The sequence below is a fragment of the Gordonia effusa NBRC 100432 genome, assembly GCF_000241305.1.
Taxonomy (GTDB): Bacteria; Actinomycetota; Actinomycetes; order Mycobacteriales; family Mycobacteriaceae; genus Gordonia; species Gordonia effusa.
Genome location: NZ_BAEH01000057.1, coordinates 1 through 13,235 on the forward strand (window position 1 = coordinate 1; position 13,235 = coordinate 13,235).

Genomic DNA, 13,235 nt, shown 5'->3' on the forward strand with positions numbered 1-13,235 from the left:
CGCTCGCGCCTTGTCGGCCTCGTCGATTTCGTCATACGGCGTCATCCCGGCGATATCGCAGAATCCGCCGAGCGGCAGCGCCTTCACACCGTATTCGGTCTCGCCTCGGCGCGTCGACCACAGCGTCGGTCCAAACCCCACGAAGAACCGTCGTACCTTCATTCCGGTGCGCTGAGCAGCCCACATATGCCCACATTCGTGCCAGGCGACTGACAACAGCAGCGCCACGGCGAACAGCACGACGCCCACCACAAAACTCACTCGCTGGTCAACTCTCTCTCACGCCGACTTTCGGGGCTGCCAAAGGATTTCGACGGGCTCGCCGCCTATGCGATCTCGGCGGCCCGGCGTCGGGCCCACGAATCGGCTGCGAACACTTCTTCCAGACTACCCGGTGCATTACTCCATTGATCAGCCTCGGACACGACGTCGGCGATCGTCTCGACGATTCGCGGAAATGTGATGCGACCTGCGAAGAACGCATCGGCGGCTGCTTCGTTGGCCGCGTTAAACACAGCGGTGAGACTTCCGCCACGTCGCCCGGCGTCGCGCGCGAGTTCGATCGCCGGAAAAACGACGTTGTCGACCGGTTCAAAAGTCCACGACGACGCGGTGGAGAAGTCGCACGCCGCAGACGCTCCCGGCACGCGGTCGGGCCAACCGAGTGCAAGCGCGATCGGCAGCTTCATCGAAGGCGGTGATGCCTTGGCGACCGTCGCTCCGTCAACGAAAGTCACCATCGAGTGCACGATCGACTGCGGATGCACGGTCACATCAATGCGGTCGTACTCGACGTCGAAAAGCAGATGCGCCTCGATCACTTCGAGCGCCTTATTGACCAGCGTCGCGGAGTTGAGAGTGATCATCGGACCCATTGACCAGGTCGGATGCTTCCCGGCCTGCTCGGGGGTGACATTGACGAGTTGTTCGCGGGTCCAGCCACGGAACGGCCCGCCCGATGCGGTGAGTACCAGCCGATCGACTTCGTCTGTCGTCCCGGCACGCAAACATTGGGCGATCGCCGAATGCTCGGAGTCGACCGGCACGATCTGACCGGGCGAGGCAGCGTCGAGAACAAGCGAACCGCCCGCGACAAGCGATTCCTTATTCGCCAGCGCAAGTCGGGCACCCGATTTCAGCGCGGCGATACTCGGCGCCAGACCGAGCGATCCGACGACGGCGTTCAGCACGACGTCGGCCGGGCATGCGCGGACCAGATCAGCCATAGCGTCCGGACCGGTCAGCACGACGCCACCGAGTGCGTCACCGACCCGCGCGCCCGATACCGGATCGGCCACACCAACCGCGTCGGCTCCGACACCGAAGGATTTCGCCTGAGAAATCAGCAGATCCGTATTGCCGCCGCCTGCCCCGAGTCCGACAACCTTAAAGAGGTTCGGATTCGCCGCGATGACCTCGAGGGCCTGGGTGCCGATCGATCCGGTTGAGCCGAGGATGAGGACGCGCGTAGGCGATTCGACGGGAGTCACCCGTCCATTCTCACCCACGCACCGCTCCCCCTTCGCACCGCAATGCGGTGGGTCCGGTTATGCTGTAGGCCGACCTACTACAGACCGTCGCACATTTGTCGGCGATCCCGGAGTTCACAGGAGTTGATCGTGGCTGAAACCGCAGTGCAGGAACACGATTCGCACGCGCCGATCGACACCGGCTGGAAGCGTGAGCCCGCTGACGCGCCGTCGGCGCGCTTTGGCTGGCACGGCCAGGGCCGCAAATCGTTCATGGCGGCTGGCTGGTTCTTCGTTATCGCCCTATTGGCGATGATGATCGGCAACCATCACGGCAAGATCGAGGACCTTTACCTGATCGGCTTCGCCGTGGTGTTGGCATTCTTCCTCATCAAGAATTCGCTTCCGTCGCGTCGTCGCTGGCAGCGCTAAGCGTCGCCTGACGCCTCGCGCAAACCCCACACCAAACGACATCCCCGACACCGATTCGGTGTCGGGGATGTCTGTTCGTGTGGGGTTTGCGAGGGGCCGGAGACTACCGTCCCCTACGTCTCCTCTGCCGCCAGCTGACCGCACGCGGCCGCGATTTCCTGACCGCGAGTATCACGCACCGTGCAGGAAACGCCCTGCTCCCGGACTCGGCGGACGAATTCCTTCTCGACCGGTTTAGGACTGGCGTCCCATTTCGAGCCGGGCGTCGGGTTGAGCGGGATGAGATTCACGTGTACCAGCGATCCCAATGCCTTATGCAGCTTCTTGCCCAGCAGGTCCGCGCGCCACGGTTGGTCGTTCACGTCGCGGATGAGCGCGTATTCGATGGACACTCGCCTGCCCGAAGTGTCGGCGTAATAACGCGCCGCGTCGAGTACTTCCTTGACCGACCACCGATTGTTAACCGGCACAAGGGTATCGCGCAGTTCGTCGTCGGGCGTGTGCAGCGATACGGCGAGAGTGACCGACAACCCTTCGTCGGCAAGCCGTCGGATCGCCGGCGCGAGCCCCACCGTCGACACGGTCACCGACCGTGCTGAAATGCCCAAACCATCAGGTGCTGGGGAAATGATCTTGCGCACCGCGTCGACGACGCGTTTGTAGTTCGCCAGGGGCTCGCCCATACCCATGAATACGACATTCGACAGCCGCCCAGGCTCACCGAAATCGCCGTCGCGCAGTGCGCGAGCGGCCGATCGCACCTGATCGACGATCTCCGCCGTCGACAGATTCCGGTCGAGTCCGCCCTGCCCCGTCGCGCAGAACGGGCATGCCATTCCGCAGCCGGCCTGGCTCGAGATACACAGCGTATTGCGATCGGCGTAACGCATCAGGACGCTCTCCAACAAAGTGCCATCATGCAAGCGCCACAACGTTTTTCGCGTGGTGTGATCGTCGGTGAAGACGTCGCGCACCGACGTCATCAACGTAGGAAACAGTTGTGCCCCGACGTCGGCGCGGTGCGCGGCCGGCACATCGGTCATCTCCTCGACGTCGGCATTGAGCCGCCCAAAATACTGCTTGGCAAGCTGATTCGCCCGGAATTTCGGAAGTCCGAGTTTAGTTACCGCGGCCACTCGCTCATCCGCCGACAGATCGGCGAAATGAGTGGGCGGTTTGCCACGCTTGGGCGCGTCGAAAACCAGTGGCAGTGAGGTCATGGTTCCTATTGTCCCATGTCCGAGCGTGTGCTCTGCGACACCGCGAATCGAGGTCGACGAGCCCGTCGGTACGAACCACATCGTCGAACCAAAGCTGGCACAATACGCAGACCAAGCACCGACGCATGCGATGCGCTATCTTCTTGGTAAGCATTTTCAATAAGGTCGACGTAGGAGGAACCCATTCATGGCTCTGCACGCATTGCTGGCTAAGGCCGGATCGGCTGTCGCCACCGGACTGGTCGGTGCCGCCGCATACGATGCCGCACGCAAAGCGCTTGCCAGCGCCCCACTACGCGACGGGGCGGTCCTAGCTACCGCATGGGGCCTGAAAGGCACCCGACGCGCCGAGGAGGTCGCCGAAAACGTTCGACTCCAAGCCGCCGATATTTTGGCTGAGGCCAAGGAGAAGATCGGCGAACAATCCTCGCCTCCCGGCGTTGCGACTGACGTCCACGACCACGACCACTGATCCGTGACCGCGGTCAAAGTCGAACTCGCACATCAGGTTTGCTCTGCGGCGGCCGGACGATTACGCATCGTCGTTCCTAGCTTCGCACGGGCGTCCGACCATCGCGCGGTAGCGGTCGAAGAGGCCGTCGCAGCCGTCGCCGGAGTTCGCGCAGTCCACGCATTCGGACGAACCGGCTCGGTAGTCATCTGGCACCGAAACACCCTCACGCGCGACGAGCTACTGGAAGCGATAAGCGCTGGCCTGTGCGCCGACCTCGACTCACTGGCCCGGCATACCCCACACTCGGCCGACGTCTCGAACGGTGATCTGGTCCGGATGGGCTCGGGAGCGGTCGCACTCGTCCTACTTGGATTGCGCCGGTACGGTCTGCGTCGCCCGCCGTTACTCGGCCCACTTTCCCGCACGGCCGCGACCGGCGTAACGATCTTCTCGGGCTACCCCTTCCTGCGCGGAGCCGCCCGATCGCTGCGCGGCGGACGAGCGGGCACCGATGCGCTGGTATCCGCAGCCACGGTGGCGAGTCTGCTGCTGCGCGAGAACGTGGTCGCGCTGACCGTCTTGTGGCTGCTCAACATCGGCGAATTTCTCCAAGAACTCACTCTGCGTCGCACGCGCCGGGCAATCACCGACCTCCTACGCGGCAACACCGACACGGTCTGGCTGCGAACCGACGACGGCACCGAGATACAGGTCCCACTCGACACCGTCGGCGTGGGCGACACGGTCGTAGTTCACGAACACGTAGCGATTCCGGTCGACGGGATGATCATCGACGGTGACGCCGCTGTCGATCAATCAGCGCTGACCGGCGAGAACCTACCGGTGTCGAAATCCGTCGGTGACGACGTGCACGCCGGCTCGGTAGTCATGTCCGGTCGATTGGTCGTCACGGCGACCGCGGTCGGAGCGGACACCGCCATCGGCCGTGTTATCGCGCGGGTCGAAGAGGCCCAGCACGATCGCGCGCCGATCCAGACCGTGGGTGACAGCTTCTCCCGACGTTTTGTGCCAACCTCGTTCGCTCTCTCGGCGGTCACTTTCCTGGCCACCCGGGACCTGCGCCGAGCAATGACCATGCTGCTAATCGCATGCCCGTGCGCGGTCGGACTCGCGACGCCCACGGCGATAAGCGGGGCGATCGGCAACGGTGCCCGACGCGGGATCCTCATCAAAGGCGGATCTCATCTGGAGGCCGCGGGCCGAGTCACCGCGATCGTCTTCGACAAGACCGGCACCCTCACCGCCGGCCGCCCGGTAGTCACCAACGTCATCGCCTTCGACGACGCCTGGACCCCGGAAGGAATTCTCGCTTACGCCGCCAGCTCCGAGATCCACTCCCGGCATCCGTTGGCGGAGGCCGTAATTCGGTCAACCGAAGAACGGCGGATCGAAATACCGCCGCATGCGGAATGCGAAGTGATCGTGGGTCTGGGTATGCGCACCCGCGCCGACGACGGCCGAGTATTCCTACTCGGCAGCCCAGCCCTGCTCGCGCGACACGATGTGACGGTGTCCGACGCGGCGTCAACCTGGGTGGAAAACCTACGCGCGCAATGTGAAACACCTCTGCTCCTGGCCGTGGACGGCGTACTCGTCGGCCTGCTGAGTCTTCGCGACGAAGTACGCCCAGAAGCCGCCGAAACCCTTGCGCGGCTTCGCGACTCCGGCATCACCGCGATCAGCATGGTCACCGGCGATCATCCGCAGACTGCCGCAGCCATCGCCGCGGAACTCGGTATCACATCCTGGCAGGCTGAAGTTCTGCCCGACGACAAACTCGCCGAAGTCCGGCGTTTACAAGACCAAGGGCATGTCGTAGCAATGGTCGGTGACGGAATCAACGACGCGCCCGCCCTGGCCGCCGCCGATCTTGGCATCGCGATGGGGCTCGCCGGAACCGATGTCGCCGTCGAGACCGCCGACATCGCGCTGGCTGCCGACGATCTCACCAAACTCCTCGACGTCGGCGATCTGGGCAGACACACCGTAGCGGTGGTTAGACAGAACTACGGCATGTCGATAGCCGTGAACGCCCTCGGACTGTTGGTGTCGGCGGGCGGCGCGCTGTCGCCTGTTCTGGCGGCCATCCTCCACAACGCGTCGTCAGTCGCCGTGGTGCTCAACAGTTCTCGACTGATTCGTTACCGGGTCGAGGAGCCCGGTACGCCGCGTGCACTCAGCGAACCTCGTCCTTGACCGCGGTGTAGAACGCGATTGTTCCCAGCATTCGACGCCGAAGGACATCAGGTTCAGCGACGGTGAAACCGGCCTGGTAGAGAAGTTCGGAAGTCGCTTCGGTGGAACGGAAGGTCGGATGATTTCGACGGGAAAACGTATGTCCCAGTTCGACGAAGTCGACGATGTGGACGCTACCGCCCGGCCTGACGACCCGAAAGAGTTCGGCCACAGCGCTTTTCGTGGCGTCGTCGTCGAGGTGGTGCAGCATGAACGCTGATAGCACCCGATTGAAGACACCCCCACCGAAGCGCAGTTCCTGCGCGTAACCCCGCTCGAAATCGATCTCAGCCGATTTGCGATGAGCCCGTTGTAGCGCCAGCGGGTCCGGGTCAATGGCGGTCAATGCGATGCCGGGCGCGGCTCGTATCGCGGCGACAGCCAGATTTCCAGTGCCGCAGCCGATTTCAAGGACACGTTGCCCCGGCGACAGATCAGAGCGGCTCAGCAATCGCCGATGCGCCCAGCCGACACCATACAGTCGGGTCATGAGGTCGTAGAACGGGAGAAGGGCGTCGCGCCCGGCAGCGGGAAGATAGTCATGGTGAGTTGGAGTAACTTTGGTCATGACACTCACGATGCTGAATTTCACCGGGAAATAATTGGAGCAAAGTAGGGAATTCTTGGAGAATCTTTCTTCCGGCCCTGGATCTGCGCAGCCGGTGCGCTATCACCATGGCGTCCCGGTCTATCGCTATACGCCCGCCGCGTACCGACCACCTCTGTCGCTCTCCGGCCCGGGTAGCGGCGGGCGCGGCATCGAGACGCGGCGGCATATCCACGACTTCCCGATACTCCTCACCAACTGCTCCACCGCATGGCTCGTCGCGCCTGGCGCGGTTATCGATCCTAGTCAACCCGATGTCGACGATGACTGTGTCGCAATACTTTTCGATACCGCAGCGGTTGACGATCAACTGAGTTCGCCGTTCCGACACAACTCACCCGGCGGAATCGCCCGCCTGGATATTCCACCGCAACGCCGAAACCACTGGGAGCATATTCTTGAGCGGATCGCCGGCGAACTGGCTCGCGATGATGATCACAATCGGCGGGCGTCCGTCGCGTATCTGACCATCCTGCTGACTGATATCGCCCGGTTGAGCAGCGAGGTAACACACCGGCCCGATGACACCGTGGCGGCCGTCTTCGCACTCATCGAGACTCGTTACTCCGAACCGCTGACACTTGCCGATATCGGCGCTCACGTGAGTCTGACACCGGCGTATCTAACCACCCTCATCCGCAAACGCACCGGGAAATCCGTTGCGCAATGGATCATTTCGCGGCGTCTCCTCGAAGCGCGACGACTGCTGGCCGACACCGATGAATCGATTGCCACGATCGCGCGAACAGTCGGATTCGACGATCCAGCATATTTCTCCCGGATCTTCAGCCGCGAAATCGGTAGCTCGCCGAGGGCATGGCGACGTCAGGAGATATCACCGGCACGGCACTAGTTAGCCGAGCTTGCCCACGCCGGGACGCAGCGGAACGTCAAGCGCGTCGTAGAGCCCCGGCCCAGTTTCGACCAGCCAGTCGATCGCGTTGACCAGCCGCCCGACCGCCGTCGCATTGCCGCCCGCCGCGCGATTGCCGTTCTCGTCGGTCGCCTCGACCGAGACTTCGATCCGAGGCTGTCCTTCGATGATCACCCGATGGGCACCGTCGCTTATTGCCGGCAGAGCCCCATTGGAAGACGGCAGCACCGGTGGCAGCGGCCAATCCGGGGCACATGACGGGTGAATTCGGGTTACGTGTTCGATGACGATGCGTGGCTCGCCAGCCACGATCCCCTGCACTTCGAACCGGACCGCGCCCTGTGTTCCCGCGTCGAAGTCACCCATCAGTGCGGTACTGACGGTGGTATCGAGTGCACGACGGTCGAGAGTCTCAACGATCTCATCGACCTCGACGCCGAGTGCTCGTGCGATGAGCCGAATCTGCCCGCCCCACACCATCGTTGGCACTCCGGCAGCAATCATCGGCGGCTCGTAATCCATCGGCTGCCCCATTCCGACGAGATAGCGCACCGAATCGGGCTGGTCGTAGGTCGTGTAGTCGAAGATCTCCTGACATCGGATGACGTCGACGGAGCTTGCCAGACCCGTCATCAGGAGCGGGAGTACATCATTGCCCCACCCCGGGTCGACACCCGAAACAAACAGCGCGCCACCGCCTTCGGCGATTGCGGCGAGGACCTGATCGCGTTGTTCGGAAGGTGCGCCCCGGTGGTCGTAGAAGGCATACAACGCCGGAGTCACCACAACCGCACCGGCCCGCAGCGCTCGGATAATGTCCGACAGGGCGTCGTCGGGCCGAATGTCACCCGAGGACGCGTACACGACCGCTTGAGGCTTCGACGCAAGAATCGCATCGATATCATCGGTAGCCGCGATGTCGAGTTCGTCGATTCCCGCGAGTGTTCCGGCGTCGACGCCAACCTTCTCTGGGTTATGTACGACGACGCCCGCAAGGGTCAGCGCGGGGTGCACCGACACCGAGCGAATAGCCGCGCGCCCAACATTTCCGGTGCCCCAGACAACAGTCGAGATCATTTGCGGACCGTAACAGGTGCCGGGCGGCGCGTTGGGCGGTTTGCCGGTGTTGGTGCAACTAGGCTCGAATCGTGTTCTCCCCCATCCCGGACTATCTCACCGAGGTACTCGACGGCGCCCGCTCGATAGTCGATGGTTCTGTCGCCGACTACATCCCAGAACTCGCCGCTGCCGACGTCGACAAGATCGCTCTGGCTATCGCATTGCCCGACGGTCACCGTTACGTCGTCGGCGACTGCGATCACGTGTATTCCATCCAGTCGATGTCGAAGCCATTTACCTATGGACTTGCCTTGTCCGACAACGGTATTGACGTCGTGCTGGATAAGGTCGGTGTAGAGCCGTCGGGCGAGGCATTCAACGAAATCTCTCTCGACGACGATGGCCGCCCACGTAATCCGATGATCAATGCCGGTGCGATAACGGCACATTCGTTGATCCGCGCCGCCGATCCCGAGGAACGATTCGCCCGTCTGCTCACGCTCTACAGCGCTGCCGCCGGCCGGGAACTCGACGTCGATGAACGTGTGTACACCTCCGAGGCGCACACCGGGCACCGGAATCTGGCGATGGGACATCTGCTTCGGTCAGTCAATATCCTCGACTGCGATCCAGTCGACATCGTCAACGGATACTTCCGGCAATGTTCGATTCGTGTCACCACCGCCGACCTCGCATTGATGGCCGCCACGCTCGCGAACGGTGGCGTGCAACCGCTGACTGGCGAACAGGTGCTCCCCGCCCGCGCGGTTCGTCAGGTGCTCAGTGTGACGACCAGCTGCGGGATGTACGACGCCGCGGGCGATTGGCTGTCAGTGGTTGGAATTCCCGCGAAGAGCGGGGTCTCCGGCGGCATCATCGGGGTACTACCCGGCCAGATCGGGATCGCCGCCTTCTCGCCGCGACTTGATAAACACGGCAACAGCGTCCGCGGAGTACACATCTTTGAACGCCTGTCGGCCGACATGGGCATGCACCTGATGAACGTACCGCCAACGCATCGGACCGCTATCCGCTCAATCGATATCGTCGGCGACGTCGAGGTGGTCGAATTGCAGGGCGCACTGCAGTTCAGCAACGCCGAGATCATCATCCGGGAACTGGTCGACAACACTTCGCATCCGGCACCCGTGGTGGCATTAGATGTTCGCCGCGTCAACAGCATCAACGATGTGGCGAGGAAGATGCTGCTGGAATTGCTGCGGCGCTTCGTCATCGAAGGAAAACAGGTTGCCATCATCGACCCGGACGGCGCGGTTGGCGAAGTGGATCTGGGCGACGGAATTCATGCCGAACGCTGGACCAGCATGCCGGGCGAGACCACTCGGGCCGACGATCCCGGAATCACGCCAGCGCGCTGAGCACCGCCCACACCACGAACGCTGACGGCAACAACGAATCCAGCCGGTCCATGATGCCGCCGTGACCGGGCAGCAATGATCCCATGTCCTTGATCCCGAGGTCGCGTTTGACCTGCGACTCGACGAGATCGCCCAGCGTCGCGCACACCACCAGTACCGGACCGAGAATCAGGCCGATCCACCAGTGGTTGTCGACGAGGAAGTAGACACAGCCAATCGCGCCGACGGTACCGACCAGCAGCGAACCGCCCAATCCCTCCCACGACTTCTTGGGACTGATCGCCGGCGCCATCGGATGTTTGCCGAAAAGCACCCCCGCGGCAAAGCCTCCGACGTCGGAGCAGACAACGACCACCATCAGCGTCGCCACGCGTGCAGCGCCGTTGTCCTGCAGCACCATTGACGCACCGAACGTGGCGAGGACCGGGAGCCAAGTCAGGACGAAAACCGCTACGGCAAGGTCGCGGAGATAGTTCTCCGGCGCGTTGGATATCCCCTGCCCCAACAACTTCCACACCATGCAGACCAACACGGTGGTTACGAACGCGACGAGTACCCCGGCCTGTCCCCATGGCCACGAACTCCAGATGATCGCCTGCCCGCCGACCAGCATCGGGATAAACGGAACGTCGTAGCCACCGTCGCGCAGGCGCTTGGTGACCTCCCAGATCGCGATGGCAAAGGCAACCGCGATAATGCCGTACCAGAGCTTCGGAACGAACAGTAGTGTCGCGATGATTCCCACACCAAGCGCCAAGCCGACGCCGATCGCGGCGGGAAGGTTGCGTCCGGCTTTAGAGCCGCTCGCGGAGTCGGATCCGCTCGCGGCTGGAGTTTGGGTAGGCATATTCGTTTGGCTCAAACTTCGAGCAATTCCCCTTCTTTGTGCTTCACGAGTTCGTCAACCTGAGCAACATAGCTTGCCGTGGTCTTGTCGAGCTCCTTTTCCGCGCGTGTCACCTCGTCTTCACCCGCTTCGCCATCTTTTTGGATGCGCTTGAGTTCGTCGACCGCTTTTCGGCGCACGTTACGGATGGAGACCTTGGCATCTTCGCCTTTGCCCTTGGCCTGCTTGACCAGTTCTTTACGACGTTCCTCGGTGAGTTGGGGAATCGCGATCCGGATCAATGACCCGTCGTTGGTCGGGTTGACACCAAGATCGGAATTGCGGATCGACGTCTCAATGTCATTCAGCGTCGACGACTCGTACGGCTTGATGACGATCAGCCGGGCTTCCGCGGCGGTGATGCTGGCGATCTGCGCGATCGGTGTCATCGCGCCGTAGTACTCGATGTTGATGCGGTTGAACATTGCCGGATTGGCACGGCCGGTCCGGATGGAACTCATGTCGTCACGGGCGACGCTGACGGCCTTCTCCATCTTCTCTTCGGCGTCGAGTAGGGCTTCGTCAATCATGAATCTGTCCTCGCGGTTGTGGTGGTCGGATCGTTGGCGTGTACATGCGCGGTCGGCTAGGTGGCGACCAATGTGCCGATGGGTTCACCGGCAACCGCCCGGGCGATATTGCCCTTGGTCAACAGATTGAAGACGAGCATCGGCATCTTATTGTCCATACAGAGGCTAAACGCGGTCGCGTCGGCCACCTTCAGTTCTTTGTCGAGGACTTCGCGGTGGGTAATCTCATCGAACATCACCGCGTCCGGGTTGGTACGCGGATCGTCGGAATAGACGCCGTCGACCGCCTTGGCCATCAGCACGACCTCGGCTTTGATCTCCAGCGCTCGTTGGGCGGCGGTGGTATCGGTGGAGAAATACGGCATTCCCATACCGGCACCGAAGATCACTACCCGTCCCTTTTCGAGGTGCCGCTGTGCGCGCAATGGCAGATATGGCTCGGCAACCTGCCCCATGGTGATTGCGGTCTGCACTCGGGTAGTGATGCCGCGCTTCTCTAGAAAGTCTTGCAGCGCAAGACAATTCATGACGGTGCCAAGCATTCCCATATAGTCTGAGCGGGCGCGGTCGAGACCGCGCTGCTGCAATTCGGCGCCGCGGAAGAAGTTGCCGCCACCGATGACGACGGCGATCTGTGCGCCGGTGCGAACCACTTCGGCGATCTGATCGGCGACTGCGGCCACCACATCGGGATCGAGACCGACGCCGCCACCACCGAACATCTCCCCGCCGAGTTTCAGCAGCACGCGCTGATAACCGTGACGACCCGAGCCGTCAGCGGCCTCGGTTTCCTGGGGCGACTTCGTCATCTATTTCCTCCCTGGCGTCGGCGGACTCCGACTTATCTTATGGGCATAACAATCGGACCCCGTGGCTGGCCATCGAATTCGACAACCGGCCCGGGGTCCGATGCGTGGTTACAACTTCGCGAGTCCTAAGACTGGCCAACCTCGAAGCGGGCGAATGCCTTCACGGTGGCACCGGCCTCGTCCAAGATCGCCTTCACGGTCTTCTTGGAATCCTTCACGAACGGCTGGTCAACCAGCACGACGTCCTTGAAGAAGCCGGTCAGACGACCTTCGACGATCTTCGGCAGAGCCTGCTCGGGCTTGCCCTCTTCGCGAGCGGTTTGCTCGGCGATACGACGCTCGTCCTCGACGATTTCGGCGGGGACGTCGTCACGCGAGGCGTACTTCGCCTTGAGCGCGGCCACCTGCTGAGCAGCGTTGCGCGCGGCCTCGGCCGCTGCGTCGCCTTCACCGGTGTACTGCACCAGAACGCCGACGCCCGGGGGCAGATCCGACGCGCGCTTGTGCAGGTAAATCGCCACTGGGCCGTCGAAGTAGGCGACGCGACGCAGTTCGAGCTTCTCGCCGATCTTGGCCGAGAGAGCCGCGATGGCGTCGGCAACGGTGCCGTCGCCGAGCTTGGCGGCCTTGAGTACCTCGACGTCGCTGGTCTTGGCTTCGACGGCAGCGCTGATGACCTGATCGGCCAGAGCCTGGAATTCGTCGTTCTTCGCGACGAAGTCGGTCTCGCTATTCAGCTCGATCATCACGCCGTCGCGAGCAGCGACCAGGCCCTCGGCGGTGGACCGCTCGGCGCGCTTGCCGACGTCCTTGGCGCCCTTGATACGCAGTTCTTCAACAGCCTTGTCGAAGTCACCATCATTGTTGGCCAGTGCGTTCTTGCAGTCGAGCATGCCCGAACCGGTCAGTTCACGAAGTCGCTTCACATCAGCTGCGGTGTAGTTCGCCATCGTTGGCGAGCCTCCTTTTGATGAGTAGATGAAGTTGCGGCGCGCAGTGGGTGACTGCGCACATCTAGCGGTGTCGCCAGTGCTACTCGGCGGCCGGGGCGTCGCCCGCGGCAGCTTCCGGAGCGGCGGCGTCGGCGCCCGCGGTGGCCTGGGTCAGGAGTTCGGTTTCCCACTCGGCGAGGGGTTCACCCGCACCGGCCTCCGGCTTGGCATCGCCAGCTGCCTGGCCCGCACGAGCCTGCACACCCTCGGCGACGGCCGAAGCCACCACGCGGGTCAGCAGAGCGGCGCTGCGGATGGCGTCGTCGTT

At 62.7% G+C, this 13,235-nt stretch carries 14 protein-coding genes and 1 pseudogene; 5 read left to right on the top strand and 10 right to left on the bottom strand.

Going from position 1 to position 13,235, the window contains the following annotated elements; all coding sequences use genetic code 11:
• Together GOEFS_RS10395 and dxr are read right to left on the bottom strand one after the other, a co-directional pair.
• A partial coding sequence (locus GOEFS_RS10395) for a site-2 protease family protein (protein ID WP_007317862.1) occupies nt 1–261 on the bottom strand: 261 nt, incomplete at its 3' end.
• A 65-nt stretch (nt 262–326) separates the two neighbouring features.
• The gene (gene dxr, locus GOEFS_RS10400; RefSeq protein ID WP_007317863.1) at nt 327–1,508 is read right to left on the bottom strand and encodes a 1-deoxy-D-xylulose-5-phosphate reductoisomerase; all 1,182 of its coding nucleotides are present in this window, start codon (nt 1,506–1,508) and stop codon (nt 327–329) included.
• 111 nt (nt 1,509–1,619) lie between these two features.
• Here dxr and GOEFS_RS10405 point away from each other — a divergent pair, with 111 nt between their 5' ends.
• On the top strand, nt 1,620–1,901 hold the full coding sequence (locus GOEFS_RS10405) for a DUF2631 domain-containing protein (protein ID WP_007317864.1): 282 nt from the start codon (nt 1,620–1,622) through the stop codon (nt 1,899–1,901).
• A 113-nt stretch (nt 1,902–2,014) separates the two neighbouring features.
• Here the strand turns inward: GOEFS_RS10405 and rlmN are convergent, their stop codons facing one another.
• A complete protein-coding gene (rlmN, locus tag GOEFS_RS10410; RefSeq protein ID WP_007317865.1) occupies nt 2,015–3,121 on the bottom strand; it encodes a dual-specificity RNA methyltransferase RlmN in 1,107 nt (368 codons plus the stop codon).
• Nucleotides 3,122–3,308: 187 nt separating this feature from the next.
• On the opposite strand from rlmN, the gene GOEFS_RS10415 reads away from it, so the two are divergent.
• Both GOEFS_RS10415 and GOEFS_RS10420 read left to right on the top strand, forming a co-directional pair.
• Nucleotides 3,309–3,593 (top strand): DUF1490 family protein, encoded by a 285-nt coding sequence (locus GOEFS_RS10415; protein WP_007317866.1) that lies wholly within the window; start codon nt 3,309–3,311, stop codon nt 3,591–3,593.
• Between the two features lie 3 nt (nt 3,594–3,596).
• Complete coding sequence (locus GOEFS_RS10420) at nt 3,597–5,792, top strand: heavy metal translocating P-type ATPase (protein ID WP_007317867.1); 2,196 nt, start codon at nt 3,597–3,599, stop codon at nt 5,790–5,792.
• Here GOEFS_RS10420 and GOEFS_RS10425 read toward each other — a convergent pair.
• Nucleotides 5,773–6,399, bottom strand: coding sequence for a class I SAM-dependent methyltransferase (locus tag GOEFS_RS10425; RefSeq protein ID WP_085949521.1), 627 nt, complete (start codon nt 6,397–6,399; stop codon nt 5,773–5,775). The genes GOEFS_RS10420 and GOEFS_RS10425 overlap by 20 nt on opposite strands.
• 55 nt (nt 6,400–6,454) lie before the next feature.
• Between GOEFS_RS10425 and GOEFS_RS10430 the strand changes: the two genes are divergently transcribed.
• Nucleotides 6,455–7,291: a helix-turn-helix domain-containing protein gene (locus tag GOEFS_RS10430; RefSeq protein WP_170323158.1), complete on the top strand. Its 837-nt coding sequence runs from the start codon at nt 6,455–6,457 to the stop codon at nt 7,289–7,291.
• On the opposite strand, the gene GOEFS_RS10435 is transcribed toward GOEFS_RS10430, so the two are convergent.
• Nucleotides 7,292–8,389, bottom strand: a complete 1,098-nt coding sequence (locus tag GOEFS_RS10435) for an NAD(P)H-dependent amine dehydrogenase family protein (RefSeq protein WP_007317870.1) — start codon at nt 8,387–8,389, stop codon at nt 7,292–7,294.
• Between the two features lie 71 nt (nt 8,390–8,460).
• On the opposite strand from GOEFS_RS10435, the gene GOEFS_RS10440 reads away from it, so the two are divergent.
• Nucleotides 8,461–9,750, top strand: a complete 1,290-nt coding sequence (locus GOEFS_RS10440) for a glutaminase (protein ID WP_007317871.1) — start codon at nt 8,461–8,463, stop codon at nt 9,748–9,750.
• Here the strand turns inward: GOEFS_RS10440 and GOEFS_RS10445 are convergent.
• The 5 genes and pseudogenes from GOEFS_RS10445 to GOEFS_RS10465 all read right to left on the bottom strand — a co-directional run.
• Entirely contained in the window at nt 9,734–10,597 is an 864-nt protein-coding gene (locus GOEFS_RS10445) for a phosphatidate cytidylyltransferase (RefSeq protein ID WP_007317872.1), read from the bottom strand. The two genes, GOEFS_RS10440 and GOEFS_RS10445, sit on opposite strands and share 17 nt — an antisense overlap.
• An 11-nt stretch (nt 10,598–10,608) precedes the next feature.
• Entirely contained in the window at nt 10,609–11,166 is a 558-nt protein-coding gene (frr, locus tag GOEFS_RS10450; protein WP_007317873.1) for a ribosome recycling factor, read from the bottom strand.
• A 56-nt stretch (nt 11,167–11,222) separates the two neighbouring features.
• Complete coding sequence (gene pyrH, locus GOEFS_RS10455) at nt 11,223–11,975, bottom strand: UMP kinase (protein ID WP_007317874.1); 753 nt, start codon at nt 11,973–11,975, stop codon at nt 11,223–11,225.
• Between the two features lie 125 nt (nt 11,976–12,100).
• Nucleotides 12,101–12,925 (bottom strand): translation elongation factor Ts, encoded by an 825-nt coding sequence (gene tsf, locus GOEFS_RS10460; protein ID WP_007317875.1) that lies wholly within the window; start codon nt 12,923–12,925, stop codon nt 12,101–12,103.
• A gap of 82 nt (nt 12,926–13,007) precedes the next feature.
• Nucleotides 13,008–13,235, bottom strand: a pseudogene (locus tag GOEFS_RS10465) (30S ribosomal protein S2); the annotation flags it as partial.

What these genes read in the sequence shown, in the direction of transcription:
- rlmN (WP_007317865.1), bottom strand. Translation starts at nt 3,121, where the DNA reads ATGACCTCACTGCCACTGGTTTTCGACGCGCCCAAGCGTGGCAAACCG.
- GOEFS_RS10415 (WP_007317866.1), top strand. Translation starts at nt 3,309, where the DNA reads ATGGCTCTGCACGCATTGCTGGCTAAGGCCGGATCGGCTGTCGCCACC.
- GOEFS_RS10425 (WP_085949521.1), bottom strand. Translation starts at nt 6,399, where the DNA reads ATGACCAAAGTTACTCCAACTCACCATGACTATCTTCCCGCTGCCGGG.
- GOEFS_RS10435 (WP_007317870.1), bottom strand. Translation starts at nt 8,389, where the DNA reads ATGATCTCGACTGTTGTCTGGGGCACCGGAAATGTTGGGCGCGCGGCT.
- GOEFS_RS10445 (WP_007317872.1), bottom strand. Translation starts at nt 10,597, where the DNA reads ATGCCTACCCAAACTCCAGCCGCGAGCGGATCCGACTCCGCGAGCGGC.
- frr (WP_007317873.1), bottom strand. Translation starts at nt 11,166, where the DNA reads ATGATTGACGAAGCCCTACTCGACGCCGAAGAGAAGATGGAGAAGGCC.
- pyrH (WP_007317874.1), bottom strand. Translation starts at nt 11,975, where the DNA reads ATGACGAAGTCGCCCCAGGAAACCGAGGCCGCTGACGGCTCGGGTCGT.
- tsf (WP_007317875.1), bottom strand. Translation starts at nt 12,925, where the DNA reads ATGGCGAACTACACCGCAGCTGATGTGAAGCGACTTCGTGAACTGACC.